Source organism: Streptomyces sp. NPDC022552 (assembly GCF_055561875.1).
Map to the genome: position 1 here is coordinate 1 of NZ_JBVHGJ010000007.1, position 16,454 is coordinate 16,454.

The following is a 16,454-nucleotide window of genomic DNA, read 5'->3' on the forward strand; positions in this document are numbered from 1 at the left end:
ACCGCCGCCGCGAACGGCGTGATCTTCGCCTCCGCCAGCGCACGGACCGTCTCCCGGAGCATGTCGTGCTCCTCGGACAGGCGATACAGGTCGAAATCGGCAGAAGCCGCCATGCTCATTCACTCCCACATCTGCTAACTACCGTTAAGTAACCCAAATGGTAGGGCGTGTCCGGGCCCCCGGCCAGGGCCCGACTATGCTCGGGCAGGCATTCCGCCCGACCTCACTGGAGTCCCGTATGGCCCTCAAGATCACCGTGATCGGCACCGGCTACCTCGGCGCCACGCACGCAGCGGCCATGGCGGAGCTCGGCTTCGAGGTGCTCGGCCTCGACGTCGTGCCCGAGAAGATCGAGCTGCTGGCCACCGGTCGCGTTCCGATGTACGAGCCCGGCCTCGAGGAGCTGCTCTCCCGGCACGTCGCCGGGATCGAGGGGTCGACGGGGCGGCTGCGCTTCACCACCTCCTGGGACGAGGTCGGCGCCTTCGGCGATGTGCACTTCGTCTGCGTGAACACCCCGCAGAAGCACGGCGAGTACGCGTGTGACATGAGCTACGTCGACGCGGCGTTCGGCTCGCTGGCGGGCGTGGTGCGCGAAGGCGCGCTGGTCGTCGGCAAGTCGACCGTGCCGGTCGGCTCCGCCGAGCGGCTCTCCGAGCTGCTGCCGGAGGGCGTCGAGCTGGCCTGGAACCCGGAGTTCCTGCGGGAGGGCTTCGCGGTGAAGGACACGCTCCACCCGGACCGTGTGGTCGCCGGTGTGCGCAGCGAGCGGGCGGAGAAGCTGCTGCGGGAGGTGTACGCCGGGCCGATAGGCGAGGGCACGCCCTTCGTGGTGACGGACTTCCCGACGGCGGAGCTGGTGAAGACCGCGGCGAACTCCTTCCTGGCGACCAAGATCTCCTTCATCAACGCGATGGCGGAGGTCTGCGAGGCCGCGGGCGGCGATGTCGCGAAGCTGGCGGAGGCGATCGGCTACGACGAGCGGATCGGGTCCAAGTTCCTGCGGGCCGGGATCGGCTTCGGCGGCGGCTGTCTGCCGAAGGACATCCGCGCGTTCATGGCGCGGGCGGGCGAGCTCGGCGCGGACCAGGCGCTGACCTTCCTGCGCGAGATCGACTCCATCAACATGCGGCGGCGCGGCCAGATGGTCGAGATGGCGCGGGACGCGGTCGGCGGCGGGTCGTTCCTGGGCAAGCGGGTCGCGGTGCTCGGCGCGACGTTCAAGCCGGACTCGGACGACGTACGGGACTCGCCGGCGCTGAACGTGGCCGGACAGATCCACCTCCAGGGCGGCCAGGTCACGGTCTACGACCCGAAGGGCATGGAGAACGCCCGCCGGCTCTTCCCGACGCTCGGGTACGCGGAGTCGGCCCTGGACGCGGTGCGCGGGGCGGACGTCGTGCTGCACCTCACCGAGTGGCGCGAGTTCCGCGACGACCTCGACCCGGCGGAGCTGGCCGGGGCGGTCGGCTCGCGGGTGATCCTGGACGGCCGTAACGCGCTGGACGCGACGCGGTGGCGCGAGGCGGGCTGGACGTACCGCGCGATGGGGCGTCCGCGGGCGTAGCGCCCCTCCGGAACCGGAAAGGTCCCGCCCCCTCGGGGGCGGGACCTTTCCCGTACTCAGGCCGCGCGGCGCAGACGGGACGTGCGGGCGAGGAACTCCGCCTCCCGCAGGGTCCGCGTGACGTTGTCGTGGGAGAGCGCGATCAGGTCCTGGGCGGGCCAGTCGCGGCGCAGGAGCTCGGCGAAGAGCGGGGCGTAGCCGGCCGCCGGGTCCGTGGTGTGCGACAGGCCCACACAGTGCGGGCCCGCCAGGGCGCGGACGCGGTCGAGGGCGTCGGCGGTCGCCGTCAGGTCCTCGGTCACCGGGAGCATGCAGACGCCGCCGTTCTCGCCGAGCAGGCCGAGGACGTCGTCCGTCACCTCCTCCGGTTCCGCGCGGGTCAGCAGGACCGGGGCCCTGGTGAGCGCGAGGGTCCGGCGGGCCGTATCCGGGTCGGCCCCGGAGAGGTCCACGACGAGCCCGAGGCGGTTCATCTCCCGTACGGCCTCGCGGGCGAAGCCGTCGAACCGGGTGAGGTTGACGGCCCGCACCGTGCGGGACGCGGCGGGGCCGGTGGTGGACCGCTCCCGGTTCGGCGGGAACGTGAACCGGAAGCGGGGCACCATCGACCTGCGGGACTGACGTCCCGTCACGAACCCTGTGCGTCCAGGGAGTCGATCGTCGCGTTCGACGGTCCGCGGCGGGCGCGCAGGTCGCGGGAGACCGCCTCTGCGTCACGCAGGACGCGGACCGTGTTGGACCACGTCAGCTTCGCGAGGTCGGCGCGGGACCAGCCGCGGTGGAGAAGCTCGGCGATCAGGTTCGGATAGCCCGCGACGTCGTCGAGGCCGGCCGGTGTGAACGCCGTACCGTCGTAGTCGCCGCCGATGCCGATGTGATCGACGCCGGCCACCTCGCGCATGTGGTCGAGGTGGTCCGCCACCGTCGCGGCGGTGGCGATCGGGCGCGGGTTCTCGGCCTCGAAGGCGCGGTGGAGCTTCATCGCCTCGGCGGTGGTGTCGAGGTGGTGGAAGCCGTGCGCCCGCAGGTTGTCGTCCGCGCGTGCCGTCCACTCGACGGCGGCGGGCAGGATGAACTTCGGTACGAACGTGGCCATGGCGACCCCGCCGTTCCCCGGCAGCCGCTCCAGCACGTCGTCCGGGATGTTCCGCGGGTGGTCACAGATGGCGAGCGACGAGGAGTGCGAGAAGATCACCGGCGCGACGGAGGTGTCCAGCGCGTCCCGCATCGTGGTCGCGGCGACGTGCGAGAGGTCGACGAGTACGCCGGTGCGGTTCATCTCCCGGACGACCTCGTGGCCGAACGGGGAGAGCCCGCCGACGCCCGGCTCGTCGGTCGCCGAGTCGGCCCACGCGGTGTTGTCGTTGTGCGTGAGCGTCATGTAGCGCACGCCCAGAGTATGCAGCGCGCGCAGGGTGGCGAGGGAGTTGTTGAGGGAGTGGCCGCCCTCGGCGCCCTTGAGGGACGCGATACGGCCCTGCTTCCGCGCCGACTCCATGTCGTCCGCGGTCAGGGCGGGGGCCAGCTCGCCCGCGTACCGCTCCAGGAGCTGGTCGACGACGTCGATCTGCTCCAGAGTGGCGCTGACGGCGTCGTCCCCGGTCAGCTCGGTGGAGACGTACACCGACCAGAACTGCGCGCCGACGCCGCCGGCCCGCAGCCGGGCGAGGTCGGTGTGGAGCGCCCCGGTCTGGTCGGCCGCGATGTCGAGCCGGTCCAGGTCGTAGCCGGCGTGCTTGCGCAGCGCCCAGGGGAGATCGTTGTGGCCGTCCACGACGGGGTGGTCCGCCAGCAGTTCGAGGGCTTCCGCCAGGCGTTCCGACGCGCCCGCCGGGGTGCTCGCCGGGCGGCTCACTTGGCGAAGCCGAACGACTCCGAGCCCTCGACCTTGGCCCGCAGCCGCTTGCCCTTCTCGGTCGCCTGGTCGTTCAGCTCCTGCTGGAACTCCCGCATCCGGCCGAGCAGTTCGGCGTCGTGCGCGGCGAGGATCCGGGCCGCGAGCAGACCGGCGTTGCGCGCCCCGCCGACGGAGACCGTGGCCACCGGCACACCGGCCGGCATCTGCACGATGGAGAGGAGCGAGTCCATGCCGTCGAGGTACTTCAGCGGCACCGGCACGCCGATGACCGGGAGCGGGGTCACCGAGGCGAGCATCCCGGGGAGATGGGCGGCGCCGCCGGCGCCCGCGATGATCGCCTTCAGACCGCGGTCGGCGGCCTCCTCGCCGTACGCGACCATCTCGCGCGGCATCCGGTGCGCGGAGACGACATCGACCTCGTACGCGATCTCGAACTCGTCCAGGGCCTGCGCCGCGGCCTCCATGACGGGCCAGTCGGAGTCGGATCCCATGACGATGCCTACGACGGGGCTCACAGGGCTCATTCGGTGATCGTTCCTCGCAGATAGCCGGCGGCGTGACGCGCGCGCTCCAGCACGTCGTCCAGGTCGTCGCCGTAGGTGTTGACGTGCCCCACCTTGCGGCCGGGCTTCACGTCCTTGCCGTACATGTGGATCTTGAGCTGGGGGTCGCGGGCCATGCAGTGCAGGTACGCGTAGTACATGTCCGGGTAGTCGCCGCCCAGCACGTTGCACATGACCGTCCACGTCGCGCGCGGGCGGGGGTCGCCCAGCGGGAGGTCGAGGACGGCGCGGACGTGGTTGGCGAACTGCGAGGTGATCGCCCCGTCCTGGGTCCAGTGACCGGAGTTGTGCGGACGCATGGCGAGCTCGTTGACGAGGATCCGCCCGTCGCGCGTCTCGAACAGCTCCACGGCGAGGTGGCCGACGACGTCGAGTTCCTTGGCGATCCGCAGGGCGAGCTCCTGCGCCTGACCGGCCAGCTCGTCGGACAGGTTCGGCGCGGGCGCGATCACCGTGTCGCAGACGCCGTCGACCTGCTGCGACTCGACGACCGGGTAGGCGACGGCCTGGCCGTGCGGGGAGCGGACGATGTTCGCCGCCAGCTCACGCGTGAAGTCGACCTTCTCCTCGGCGAGGACCCGGACGCCCGCCCGGAACGGGTCCTGGGCGTCCTCCTCCGTACGGACGAACCAGACGCCCTTGCCGTCGTAGCCGCCGCTGACGGTCTTGAGGATGATCGGGAAGCCGCCGACCTCGGCCGCGAAGGCCGCCGCGTCCGCCGGATCGGCGACGATCCGGTGGCGGGGGCTCGGTGCGCCGATCTCGTCGAGCTTCGCGCGCATCACCCCCTTGTCCTGGGCGTGCACCAGCGCGGCGAGCCCGGGACGGACGACGACGCCGTCCTCCTCCAGGGCACGCAGATGTTCGGCGGGGACGTGTTCGTGATCGAACGTGATCACGTCACAGCCGCGCGCGAAGTCACGCAGCGTAGCCAGGTCGCGATAGTCGCCGAGGACGACCTCGCTCACCACCTGGGCCGCCGAATCCTGCGGGGTGTCACTGAGCAGCTTGAACTTGATGCCGAGGGGGATGCCCGCCTCGTGGGTCATACGGGCGAGCTGACCGCCACCGACCATGCCGACTACCGGGAACGTCACCCTCTTAGGGTATCCGCACCATCGGGGGAGCCCGTCCCGCCTGTGCTTTACGACAGCGGAGCCGGATTTTCGGAGGTTTGCAATCTCCCGGAGCGGGTCACAGGTGTGCTGGTTAGCATGGCTTGGTTGACGAAACCGAACGGACGGGGCTGAGCAATCACCATGAGTGAACGAAGCGCACTGCGTGTGCGGCTTGACCGGCTCACACGTGAGTTCGCCAAGTTCGGCGCGGTCGGTGGTGTCGGCCTTCTCGTGGACCTCGGGGTCTTCAACCTCGTCCGCCATGTGACGGAGCTTCCCGTCGTCCGGGCGAGCGTCATCGCCACCGTCGTGGCGATCGGGTTCAACTATCTGGGCTTCCGGTACTTCACCTACCGGGACCGCGACAAGAGCAGCCGCACGAAGGAGCTGACGCTCTTCCTGCTCTTCAGCGTCGCGGGTCTGGTGATCCAGAACGGGATCCTCTACGCGGCGACGTACGGCTTCGGCTGGGACACCCCGCTGCAGAGCAACTTCTTCAAGTTCTTCGGGATCGGCGTCGCGACGCTGTTCCGCTTCTGGTCGTACCGCACGTGGGTGTTCCGCACGCTGCCGGCCCGGGAGGCCGTGCAGACCGCCGAATCGTTCCTGGAGCAGGCGCCGCAGCAGCCGACGAGGAAGCAGCCGGACCGGGTGCGCTGAGTGCGTGGCGGGTGCCGGCCTCGTGGCGGGTGCCGCGCCGAGCGCGTGGCGGGTGCGGGACTCGTGGCGGGTGCCGCCGGCTGTGGGGCGCTCGCCGGTGTGATCACCGGACGGGGCGGTCCCGCTCCTCGTCCCCGCGGCCTCTGACCTCGCGGCTCAGGAAGAGCGCGAAGACCGGCGGCTGCTGCTGGAGGAGTTCCAGCCGGCCGCCGTCCGCCTCCGCGAGGTCCCGGGCGACGGCCAGACCGATACCGGTGGAGCTGCGGCCGCTGACCGCCCGCTCGAAGATCCGCGCGCCGAGGTCGGCGGGGACGCCGGGGCCCTCGTCGGTGACCTCGATCACGGACTGGTTGCCGGTGACCCGGGTCCGCAGGGCGACGGTGCCGCCGCCGTGCATGAGGGAGTTCTCGATCAGCGCGGCGAGGACCTGGGCCACGGCCCCCGGGGTGCCGACCGCGCGCATGCCCTGTTTGCCCGAGTGGACGATGGCGCGGCCGGCGCTGCGGTAGGCGGGACGCCACTCCTCGATCTGCTGCTTGATGACCTCGTCGAGGTCGAAGGCGAGGGCGGAGCCGGTGCGGGGGTCGCGGGAGTTCGTCAGCAGCCGCTCCACGACGTCGGTGAGCCGCTCGACCTGCGTGAGCGCGATCGTCGCCTCCTCCTTGACCGTGTGGAGGTCGTCGGCGACGGCGACCTCCTCCAGGCGCATCGAGAGCGCCGTGAGGGGCGTACGGAGCTGGTGCGAGGCGTCCGCCGCGAGCCGGCGCTCGGCGGTGAGCATCCGGGCGATGCGCTCGGCGGACGCGTCGAGGACGTCGGCGACCCGGTCCAGCTCCGGCACCCCGTACCGCTTGTGGCGCGGGCGCGGATCGCCGGACCCGAGGCGCTCGGCGGTCTCGGCGAGGTCCGTGAGCGGGGACGTCAGCCTGTTGGCCTGCCGTACGGCGAGCAGGACGGCGGCCACGACGGCGAGCAGCGCCACGGCGCCGATGATCAGCAGGGTGCGGGCGACCTCGCTGGTGATCGTGGAGCGGGACTCCTCGACGGTCACGGTCTCGCCGCGCTCGCCCTCGGCGCTGCCGCGGATGACGCTGCCCTCGGGGCGGGTGCCGATCTCGATGGGGGCGCGGCCGGGGATCTCGATCAGGGCGTACCGCTTGGCGCCGCTCTGCTCGGCGAGGATGTCGGGGTTGACGGGCTCCCCGCCGAAGAGCCGGCTGTCGACGATGGAGACGAGCCGGAGGGCCTCGGAGTCCACGCTCTCCTGGGCGCTGGAGGAGATCGTGCGCGTCTCGACGATGACGAGGGAGACCCCGAAGACGGCGATGACGACGAGGACGACGGCGAGGGTGGAGTTGATCAGACGACGACGCACGGGGCCCTCCGGACGGGCGATCTAGAAGCTCCCCCGAGCCTACGGCGGCACCAGACCCCCACGAACCGCAACGGGGCCGCGCCCGGGGGCGCCGGCGTCTCCTGGAGCAGGGATCCAATGCCTGCCGACCCGGCGGGCTGACGCCTCACGGCCGGGGGTCCAGCAGCGCTCGCCCCCGGGGGCGAGCAGCGCCCGACCCGAGAGCCCGGCCCGGCGCGAACAGCGCCCCTTGGGCCCGGAGGGCGAGCGCCGACCGCTCGGGGGCGAGCAGCGCCCGACCCGAGAGCCCGGCACCGGCGCGAACAGCGCCCCTTGGGCCCGGAGGGCGAGCGCCGACCGCCGGGCCCGGCGTCACCGCCGACGTGGCCCGAGCGGTCGCTAGCTCTTTTCGAAGCGGAAGCCGACGCCGCGGACCGTCGCGATGTAGCGGGGGTTCGCCGCGTCGTCGCCCAGCTTCTTGCGCAGCCAGGAGATGTGCATGTCCAGCGTCTTCGTCGAGGACCACCACGTGGTGTCCCAGACCTCCCGCATCAGCTGGTCGCGGGTGACCACCCGGCCCGCGTCGCGGACGAGGACCCGGAGGAGGTCGAACTCCTTCGCCGTGAGCTGGAGCTCCTCGTCGCCCATCCACGCGCGGTGCGACTCGACGTCGATCCGGACGCCGTGCGTGGCCGGGGCGACCGCCGGCTCCGTGGAGCCGCGCCGGAGCAGGGCCCGGACGCGGGCGAGGAGTTCGGCGAGGCGGAACGGCTTCGTCACGTAGTCGTCGGCGCCCGCGTCGAGCCCGACCACCGTGTCGACCTCGTCCGCACGGGCGGTCAGGACCAGGATCGGAACCGTGTGTCCCTCGGAGCGCAGCCGCCGGGCCACCTCCAGGCCGTCCATGCCGGGCAGCCCGAGGTCGAGCACCACGAGGTCCACGCCGCCCTGGAGTCCGGCGTCGAGCGCGGTCGGTCCGTCCTCCCGCACCTCGACCTCGTACCCCTCCCTGCGCAGCGCGCGAGCCAGCGGCTCCGAGATGGATGCGTCGTCCTCGGCGAGCAGTACACGGGTCATGGAGTGATGGTAGTCCGCACGGTGGACAGCCAGGGGCATGATCCACAGGCTCACGGAGGCTCCTGCGGATCAAGGTGGGTAACCTGCACATGACCTTCGAATAGCGGCTGTTGGTTCCTTCCTCACCTGTGATCCATCTCTCAAGTCCTTCCATTTCAGGCACTGTCGTGTCGTATGGTGGCGAGACGTCTGTAGCGGTAATCGGGGACCTTTGGCTCGCTAAGTGCGCCAAGGGTCTCTTTTCTGCACGAGGTAGGCATCGCCAACCTTGAGACGGTGAACGACCTGTGGGCCGGGTTCCGTGGCGCGATACGGCGTCCCGGGGCGTGGATCCCGGTGGGGTGCGACCACTCCCGCCGGTGCCGGCCTCCCCCACCGGGCGCACCACGCTCACAAGGCGCGCGTCCCGACAGAGCAAGGATCGACATGGCGTCCAGCCTGACGACGGCTTCGGCCGGAACCCCTGGTTCCGAGAAGACGTTCCTCGGCCACCCCCGCGGCCTGGCCACCCTCTTCTTCACCGAGATGTGGGAGCGCTTCTCCTACTACGGCATGAGGGCCCTCCTCGTCCTGTACCTGGTCTCCGGAGGCGCGGACGCCGCGACCGGCAGCCAGGGTGGCGGCCTCGCGATGACGGCGGCCACGGCAACGGCGATCTACTCCGTCTACGTCTCGATGGTCTACCTGATGGCCATGCCGGGCGGCTGGTTCGGCGACCGCGTCTGGGGCGCCCGGAAGACCGTCACGATCGCCGGTTTCGTCATCATGGCCGGCCACGCCTCACTGGCCCTGCCCGGACAGGCGATGTTCTTCGTCGGCCTGGCGCTCGTCGCCGCCGGCTCCGGTCTGCTGAAGGCCAACATCTCGACGATGGTCGGCCACCTCTACAACGGCCCGGACGACCCGCGTCGTGACGGTGGCTTCACCCTCTTCTACATCGGCATCAACCTGGGTGCGTTCGTGGCGCCCTTCGTCGTCGGCACCGTCGGCGAGAAGGTCAACTGGCACCTGGGCTTCGCCCTGGCCGCCGTCGGCATGGGCCTCGGCCTCGCCTGCTTCCTGGCCTTCACCAAGAGCCTGAGCCCGACCAGCAACATCGTCCCGAACCCGCTCTCCTCCGAGGAGAAGAAGCGGATCCTGGTCAAGGCCTCGCTCGTCGTCGTGCTCGCCGCCGTCTTCTACGGCGTGATCGTCGCCCTCGACGTCTTCACTCTGAACTGGGCCCTGGTCCCGCTCACCCTCGCCGGTCTGCTCATCCCGGTCGCCGTCCTGGCCCGCATCAAGCGCGACAAGGACCTCGACAAGTCCGAGCAGTCGAAGATGAACGGCTACATCTGGTTCTTCGTCGCCGCCGCCATCTTCTGGATGATCTACGACCAGGGTGGCTCCACCCTGTCGCTGTTCGCCGACTCCAAGACCGGCACGCTCTTCGGCTTCGACCCGTCGGCCACCTGGTACCAGGCGCTCAACCCCATGTTCGTCATGGCGCTGGCCCCGGTCTTCGCCTTCCTGTGGCTGTGGCTGGCCCGTAAGAACCAGGAGCCGAACACCATCGTGAAGTTCGCGATGGGCCTGGTCCTGGTCGGCGCCTCCTTCTTCGTCTTCATCGTCCCGATGGGCATGGCGGGCGACGGCTCCCTGGTCTCCCCGATGTGGCTCGTCTCGATCTACATGATCCAGACCATCGGTGAGCTGTGCCTCTCCCCCGTCGGCCTCTCCGTCACCACGAAGATGGCGCCGAAGAAGTACGCCTCGCAGATGATGGGTGTCTGGTTCCTCGCCGTCACCGCCGGTGACTGCACCACGGGTCTGCTCTCGCTCGCCGGTGTGGACCTCAACGGCACAGGGATCATCGCCCTGCAGGCGGCTCTCGCCGTCGGCGCCGGCTTCGCGGTCTACATGTACCGCAAGAAGGTCCAGGCGCTCATGGGCGGCGTCCACTGACGCCTCGCACCCCGCGCGCCTGAGGGCCGCCGCACCGGTTTCGGTGCGGCGGCCCTCAGCAGTTTCCGTGGGTACCGGTAGGTCAGCGCCTCAGCCGGGCCCACGGGGTGAACGTGAACACCGCGCCGCCGAGCAGGATCACCGTGCCGGCGACCAGGGCGAGGGCGCGCAGGGCGCCGTCGTCCTCGGCGCCCGTCTCGGCGAGCCCGCCGCCCGAGCCGGCCGAGCCGGAGCCGCCGCCGGACGCCGCGTCACCGCCGCCCGCCGCGCCGCCGTCCTGCTTGGTCGTGTCGAGCTCCAGCGAGGCCTGGACGGCGCCCTTGACCTGGCAGGGGATCACGATCGGCGAGCCGCCGAGCGAGACGTTGATGGTCAGGGTGCCGGGGCTGAGCGTGGACTTGCCGCTCGCACCGGGTTTGTACGTGCCCTTCATGTCCGGCAGGTCGACCGGCTTGCCCTGCTCCAGCGGGGCGGCGTTCGCCGGGCCCTCGACCTTGACCGTGCCGCTGTCCGCGCCGCCGATCTTGACGGCCATGGACGGCTTGAGCGCCCCCGCGGGCAGCGGGGCGGGGCTGTTCATGACGCCCTTGGCGGTCTTGACCGTGAGGTCGTAGGAGCCGCCGTTCTTCTTGGCGTTGATGGTGACCTTGGAGGTGATGTTCGCCGGGCCGGGCGACTGGCAGGCGAACTGGACCGAGACCTCCTTGCCGGTGAAGTCGGTCTGCCCCCCACCGCCTCCGGAGGTGCTCCCGCCGGACGTCGTCGTGCCGCCGGACGAGGTCGTGCCACCGGACGTGGTCGTGCCGCCGGACGTCGTGGTGCCGCCCGTCGTGGCTCCCCCGCCCGCCGACACCTTGATCGTCGCCCCGACCGGCACCGTCTCCTTCGGCGAACACTTCGTGTCCGTGGACATCGGCTTCGAGACGTTGATGGTGTATTTGTCCGGCGTCAGCGTGATCTCGCCGGCCTTCTCCAGCTTCAGCTTGCCCTTCATGTCCGGCAGCACCATCGGGCTGTTCTTCGGGATCGCCGGGTTCTGGCGCGGTCCTTCCATGTTCAGCGTGCCGCTCGCCGCGCCGCCGACCTTGATGACACCGGTCGGCTTCACCGTGTCCTTCTCCAGATCGAGGATGTCGGGGTTCTTCGACGCGGCCGCGACCGTCTTCCAGACGACCTCGACCTCGTCACCGACCTTCGCCTCCGCGGGTGCGGTGATCTGCACCTTCGTGGTGCCCTGCACCGGCGGGAGGCCGGAGATGGACGGCGGAATGCACTCGGTCCTGTACGAGACCTCGGCGGCCTGAGCGGGGCTGGCGGCCAGCATGATCCCCGCGCCGCCGAGCATCAGCGCGACTCCCGCCGCGCTCATCCTCCGTTGCGTGCTCACTGATGTCCCTTCGTCGTCGGGCTGTGCTCTGACGGTGCGGACGGTGCGGAGTCCGGGGTGAACCACGGCAGGACCGCGGTCGTCGTGGTTTCGTCCCGCTCGGGGACGCGGCCGGGTCGGGAGGTACGTACGAGAGCGCGTCGGCGGCGGTGTCCGGAGCGGGCCCCGGCGGAGCCGCCCGGGCGGACCCGGTCCACCACCGCCATGCCGGCCCGGAAGAGCGCGGCCGGGACGACCACGGCGAGGAGCAGCCAGAAGAGCGTCACGCCCCAGGGCCGGCCGACGCCCCACGGCTGGTCGACCAGGACCTTGCCGGCGTACTTCACCGACACCTCGTAGTCGCCGTGCGCGCCCGCCGACAGCTCGACGGGCAGCCTGATCCGGGCCTTCTGGCCCGGCTCGATCGTGCCGCGCCACTGCCGTTCCTCGTACTGCGGCGAGAAGACGCCGTGGCTCGTGCCGACCTGGAAGACCGGGTCCTTGACGGGCGTCTGGCCGAGGTTGCCGACGGTGAAGACGACCTCGCGGCGGGGGGGCGCGCCGAACCGGACGAGGACGCCGCTGGAGCCTTCGAGGCGTACGGAGGCGAGCACGGCCAGCCTGCCGACGCCGGAGGCCTCCGGGAGCGGGGCGGTCGGATGGCCGGCGACCGTGAACGCCACGTCCACGACGTCCTGTTGGCCGGTGACGCCGGCGACGTGCACGACGCAGGGGCACGGCTTGGGCGGCTCGGCGACCGGCATCTTCTGGCTGAAGGCGCCCTTGGCATCGACGGTGGCGGCCCGGCCGAGGGTGTTGGCGCAGGAGTTGGTGCCGCCGATGACGCCCTTCCCCGGCGCGCCCTGACCGCAGATCAGCAGCATGAGCAGCGCGCCCGGCTTCCACCCGGCCCCGCTCACGGTGATCTCGCCGCCCTTGCCGCCCTCGGTCTGCGACAGCGCGACGGTGGGCCCGGGAGCGGACGCCCGGGCGGCGGTCGGCAGGAGGGTGAGCGCGAGCGTGGCGAGGATCAGTCCCACGCCCGCCGTCGCGCGAAGGCTCAGGGCCGCCGCCCGTCCCGTACCGCTCGTCCTCATCGGTCCGCTCCTGCCGTCACGTCCACCAACTGGGGTTGCTCCACAGGGAATCCGGGCTCCCGTACGGCCCGGGCGCGGCGTCTTCGGACGGCGAGCGCCGCCGCCACCGCCGCCGCGATCAGGGCGGCCGCGCCGACGGCGAGCGCGCCGCCGGAGACGAACACGCGCTCGGCGCCGGCTTCCGCCGCCGGTGCGCCGGGGGCCTCCGCCCGGACGCGGACCGTGACCGAGTCGAGTGCGGGCGGGTCGGACCAGGCTTCGGTGCGGGTGAGGCGTTCGCCGGGGCGGAGGGTGAGCCCGAGGGGCCGGGCGGGGCGGTCGAGCACCGTCCCGAACGCGCCGTCCGCGCGCAGGGACAGGCGCGGCGCGATGACCGTGCTGCCCCGGTTGACCAGGGTGTAGTGCACGGTGCCCGAGTCGTCGAGCCGTACCTGCTCGACCGTGAGCGCCGCGAGGCTCGGCCCGCTCACCCGTAGGTGCACCGGCACCCGCACCTCGCGTCCGCCGGCCGCCGCGGTCACCGAGCCCCGGTGGTCGCCGGGGGCCGTGTCCGCCGTGACGGTGAGGGCGAACGGCACGTCCGCCCGCGTCCGCGCCGGGACCGTCACCGTCCGCGCGGCGAAGGCGAGCGGGGCGCCCTGCCCGCTCAGCCGTACGGTGAGCGGTCGCGCGCCGGGGTTGCTCACGGAGAGCGTGTCCTGGAGGACGCTGCCCGCGGCGCCTTCGAGGTAGACGTACGGCCGTCCCGCCGCCGCCTCCGCCGTCCATGCCGGCGGCGTGGGCGTGGGCGCGGGCATGGGGGCCGCCGCCACCGCCCCGATCAGCGCGGCGACGGCGGTCAGGGCCCCGGCCCACGCCCTCCGCATCAGCGTGCCGTGCGCCGCGTGAGCCAGAGCACGCCGGCCGCGCCGGTCAGGAGCACCGTGCCGCCGAGGGTGCCGAGCGCCGTGGCGGAGTCGAGCGGGCCGGTCTTCGGCAGCTCGCCCCCGCTCGTGGACTCCGTTCCCCCGGAGTCGGAGCCGGTGTCCGAGGAGCCGCCGGCGACCGTGACGTCGAGTTCGAGCGACGGCGCGGGGTTGTTCTTCGGGGTGCAGACGGCCGCGTCCATACCGAGCGCGTGGACGGTGAGCAGCCCGGCCGTGAAGGTGACCTTGCCGCTCTTCATCGGCGTGTACGTGCCCGTCAACTGCCCGATCTTGATGGGGGTGTTGGGCGGGATGGCCGCCGTGTTCGGCGTTCCCTCGACCTTGAGCGTCCCCGTGTCGGCGCCACCGAGCTTCAGCTCGGCGCGCGGGGTCATGACGCCCTTGGGCAGTTCGATCGGGCTGTCCGAGACGCCCTTCTCGAAGGACATGGTGATGGTGTACGAGGAGCCGTTCTTGACGGCTTTGATGTCGACGGGCGAGACCGCGCCCTTGGGCCCGATCTTCGTCTCGCACGCGTAGTTCACATCGACCACGGCGGCCTGAGCGGCGGGGGCCGAGGCCAGGACCGCCGAGCCCGCCACGGCCGCTGCCAGCGTGAACGCTGCTCTCCTCCGGTACGGCACGATCCATGCACCCCTCACCGCAAAGTTACTGACGGCATATCAGATTGCGCGTCAAGGTACGCCTGGGGCGTTGAGGAGGGAAGACAAAGGGCGCACCGAAGTGCGCCCCTGATGGCCTGATCCGTGGGCGGTCGCTAGGCGGGGGCGGCCAGTTCGGCCCAGACCGTCTTGCCGGGGGCGCCCGTCGTGCGGTCGATCCCCCAGTCCAGGCAGAGGCGCTGCACGATGAACATGCCGTGGCCGCCCGGCCGCCCGGCGCGGTGCGGGGTGCGCGGTGCGGGCTGGCCGGCTCCGCGGTCGGTGACCTCCAGGCGCAGCACCTTGGCCCGGCGCACCACGCGCAGCGCCTCGGGGCCCTCGGCATGCAGGCAGGCGTTGGTCACCAGCTCGGAGACGACGAGCAGGACGTCCTCGGCGGCGGCTCTGGCGTCGGCGGTCGCGGCCGGGAGCCAGCCCCAGTCGTACAGCGCGGTCCTGGTGAAGTCGCGGGCGAGCGGAACGGTGCCGCTGGTGGCGCCGAGCGCGAGCGTGCGTACGTCGAGAACGGCGGCGTCCACGACCGGACCCACCGACTCCTCGACCTCCCTGCCACCGGCAGCAGTGTCCATCAGCGCTTTCACCTCACCGATTCACCAGACAGATTCACCAGACAACGGACCAAACCGGGGCTCTCCTGCCCGGTCCTCGGCCGACGACACCCGCCGCTCAGTCGGGCAGTGCCGCCGCCAGCGACTCGTGCACGGTGAAGACGACGTCCGCACCGGTGATCTCGAAGACCCTGGCCACCACCGGACGCATCCCCGTCAGATGGACGCCGCCCCCTGCGGCGTCCGCCTTCAGCCGTGCCCCGAGGAGCACGTTGAGACCCGTGGAGTCGCAGAACTCGAGCCGTGAACAGTCGACCACGAGCCGTGAGCGTCCTGCGTCCAGTGCGTGGTCGAGTGGCGCACGCAACACCTCGGCCGTGTGGTGATCGAGCTCACCCACCGGAGTGAGGACCTCGGTCGCCCCGACGGTGCGGACCTCGACCCGCAGCCGTCCTGGCTGCGTGCTGCCGATGTGCTGGCGGTCCATGCCCGTGCCTCTTCTCGCTCTCGCGGATGCCGGTTGACGTGCCTGAACCATACAAGCGAGACGTCAAGCCGTGCACCCGAACACTGCAACATACTGCCCCAAAACAGACAATTGACACTTGCAACCATGTGCGTCGAGCGGGTAGGCCTAGTAGAGAACACCCGGAACGGCCGGCTTGGAGGCGCCGCAAACCGCAGCAGGAAGAAACGATGGAGGAGACCATGTCACCCCGGCTCGACGCCCCGCGTACCCACGACGCGCCGTCGGCAGAAGCAACTCCGCCCCCCACCCTCGCAGAACTTCCCGGGATCACCGCGATCCCCGAGCTCCCCGAGATCGGGCCCTTCGACCAGGTCGACCCGCTGGACGCGCGGGCCCTGTCGAAGACGCTGTTCGCCCGGCTCGACGCCCTCGAAGAGGGCACCCACGAGTACGCGTACGTCCGCAACACCCTGGTCGAACTCAACCTCGCCCTGGTCAAGTTCGCCGCCTCCCGGTTCCGCTCCCGCAGCGAGCCGATGGAGGACATCATCCAGGTCGGAACGATCGGCCTCATCAAGGCCATCGACCGCTTCGAGCTGGCCAGGGGCGTCGAGTTCCCCACCTTCGCGATGCCGACGATCGTCGGCGAGATCAAGCGCTTCTTCCGCGACACCTCGTGGTCCGTGCGCGTCCCGCGAAGGCTCCAGGAGCTCCGCCTCGACCTCGCCAAGGCCGGTGACGAACTCTCCCAGCGGCTCGACCGCGCACCGACCGTCGGCGAACTGGCCGAGGAGCTGCACCTGAGCCGCGACGAGGTCGTCGAGGGCATGGCGGCCAGCAACGCGTACACCGCGAGTTCGCTGGACGCCCAGCCCGAGGAGGACGACGGCGAGGGCGCGCTCGCCGACCGGATCGGCTACGAGGACCACGGCATCGAGGGCATCGAGTACATCGAGTCCCTCAAGCCGATGATCGCCTCGCTGCCGGCCAGGGACCGGCGCATCCTCTCCCTCCGCTTCGTCGCCGGCATGACCCAGTCGGAGATCGGCGAGGAGCTGGGCATCTCCCAGATGCACGTCTCCCGGCTGCTGTCGCGGACACTGGGGCGGCTGCGCAAGGGGCTGACCCTGGAGGAGTGACCTCCGCCCCCAAGAGCCTTGTGGAAAGGGCCTATTCCTCACGGAACGGGCCCTTCTGCGTTATTGACGGGCCGCCCGGAATGGGACACATTGAGGCCGGGGTTCA

The 16,454-nt window shown here is 71.2% G+C and carries 16 protein-coding genes; 4 read left to right on the forward strand and 12 right to left on the reverse strand.

What is annotated here, in order from left to right:
* The first annotated feature begins 238 nt into the window (after positions 1-238).
* A complete protein-coding gene (locus ACZ3OF_RS19670) occupies positions 239-1,567 on the forward strand; it encodes a UDP-glucose dehydrogenase family protein (RefSeq protein ID WP_361672141.1) in 1,329 nt (442 codons plus the stop codon).
* A 56-nt stretch (positions 1,568-1,623) separates the two neighbouring features.
* Here ACZ3OF_RS19670 and ACZ3OF_RS19675 read toward each other — a convergent pair whose 3' ends face one another.
* From ACZ3OF_RS19675 to ACZ3OF_RS19690, 4 genes are read right to left on the reverse strand one after another with little or no spacing between them, the layout of a single operon-like run.
* Positions 1,624-2,199, reverse strand: a complete 576-nt coding sequence (locus tag ACZ3OF_RS19675; RefSeq protein ID WP_361672139.1) for a membrane dipeptidase — start codon at positions 2,197-2,199, stop codon at positions 1,624-1,626.
* Complete coding sequence (locus tag ACZ3OF_RS19680; protein ID WP_361672136.1) at positions 2,196-3,422, reverse strand: dipeptidase; 1,227 nt, start codon at positions 3,420-3,422, stop codon at positions 2,196-2,198. The genes ACZ3OF_RS19675 and ACZ3OF_RS19680 overlap by 4 nt, the downstream gene beginning before the upstream one ends.
* Positions 3,419-3,949, reverse strand: coding sequence for a 5-(carboxyamino)imidazole ribonucleotide mutase (gene purE / locus ACZ3OF_RS19685; protein ID WP_361672133.1), 531 nt, complete (start codon positions 3,947-3,949; stop codon positions 3,419-3,421). The genes ACZ3OF_RS19680 and purE overlap by 4 nt, the downstream gene beginning before the upstream one ends.
* Entirely contained in the window at positions 3,946-5,085 is a 1,140-nt protein-coding gene (locus ACZ3OF_RS19690; protein ID WP_361672130.1) for a 5-(carboxyamino)imidazole ribonucleotide synthase, read from the reverse strand. Before ACZ3OF_RS19690 ends, purE begins: the two co-directional genes overlap by 4 nt.
* 162 nt (positions 5,086-5,247) lie before the next feature.
* Between ACZ3OF_RS19690 and ACZ3OF_RS19695 the strand changes: the two genes are divergently transcribed.
* On the forward strand, positions 5,248-5,766 hold the full coding sequence (locus ACZ3OF_RS19695; protein ID WP_467305873.1) for a GtrA family protein: 519 nt from the start codon (positions 5,248-5,250) through the stop codon (positions 5,764-5,766).
* 103 nt (positions 5,767-5,869) lie between these two features.
* Here the strand turns inward: ACZ3OF_RS19695 and ACZ3OF_RS19700 are convergent, their stop codons facing one another.
* Entirely contained in the window at positions 5,870-7,141 is a 1,272-nt protein-coding gene (locus tag ACZ3OF_RS19700) for an ATP-binding protein (RefSeq protein WP_361672126.1), read from the reverse strand.
* Positions 7,142-7,519: 378 nt separating this feature from the next.
* Positions 7,520-8,197: a response regulator transcription factor gene (locus ACZ3OF_RS19705; protein ID WP_260230159.1), complete on the reverse strand. Its 678-nt coding sequence runs from the start codon at positions 8,195-8,197 to the stop codon at positions 7,520-7,522.
* A gap of 426 nt (positions 8,198-8,623) precedes the next feature.
* Between ACZ3OF_RS19705 and ACZ3OF_RS19710 the strand changes: the two genes are divergently transcribed.
* Positions 8,624-10,141: a peptide MFS transporter gene (locus ACZ3OF_RS19710; RefSeq protein ID WP_361672123.1), complete on the forward strand. Its 1,518-nt coding sequence runs from the start codon at positions 8,624-8,626 to the stop codon at positions 10,139-10,141.
* 82 nt (positions 10,142-10,223) lie between these two features.
* Here ACZ3OF_RS19710 and ACZ3OF_RS19715 read toward each other — a convergent pair whose 3' ends face one another.
* The 6 genes from ACZ3OF_RS19715 to ACZ3OF_RS19740 form a co-directional block, all read right to left on the reverse strand.
* Entirely contained in the window at positions 10,224-11,510 is a 1,287-nt protein-coding gene (locus tag ACZ3OF_RS19715) for a hypothetical protein (protein ID WP_361672121.1), read from the reverse strand.
* A 14-nt stretch (positions 11,511-11,524) separates the two neighbouring features.
* Entirely contained in the window at positions 11,525-12,604 is a 1,080-nt protein-coding gene (locus ACZ3OF_RS19720) for a hypothetical protein (protein WP_467305878.1), read from the reverse strand.
* Positions 12,601-13,470, reverse strand: coding sequence for a COG1470 family protein (locus tag ACZ3OF_RS19725; protein WP_361672116.1), 870 nt, complete (start codon positions 13,468-13,470; stop codon positions 12,601-12,603). Before ACZ3OF_RS19725 ends, ACZ3OF_RS19720 begins: the two co-directional genes overlap by 4 nt.
* Complete coding sequence (locus tag ACZ3OF_RS19730; protein WP_467305881.1) at positions 13,470-14,153, reverse strand: peptidase; 684 nt, start codon at positions 14,151-14,153, stop codon at positions 13,470-13,472. Before ACZ3OF_RS19730 ends, ACZ3OF_RS19725 begins: the two co-directional genes overlap by 1 nt.
* A 134-nt stretch (positions 14,154-14,287) precedes the next feature.
* Positions 14,288-14,761: an ATP-binding protein gene (locus ACZ3OF_RS19735; RefSeq protein ID WP_361672112.1), complete on the reverse strand. Its 474-nt coding sequence runs from the start codon at positions 14,759-14,761 to the stop codon at positions 14,288-14,290.
* A 97-nt stretch (positions 14,762-14,858) separates the two neighbouring features.
* Positions 14,859-15,227 (reverse strand): STAS domain-containing protein, encoded by a 369-nt coding sequence (locus tag ACZ3OF_RS19740; RefSeq protein WP_361601230.1) that lies wholly within the window; start codon positions 15,225-15,227, stop codon positions 14,859-14,861.
* A 209-nt stretch (positions 15,228-15,436) separates the two neighbouring features.
* Between ACZ3OF_RS19740 and ACZ3OF_RS19745 the strand changes: the two genes are divergently transcribed.
* On the forward strand, positions 15,437-16,348 hold the full coding sequence (locus ACZ3OF_RS19745; protein ID WP_467305885.1) for an RNA polymerase sigma factor SigF: 912 nt from the start codon (positions 15,437-15,439) through the stop codon (positions 16,346-16,348).
* Positions 16,349-16,454 lie beyond the last annotated feature (106 nt).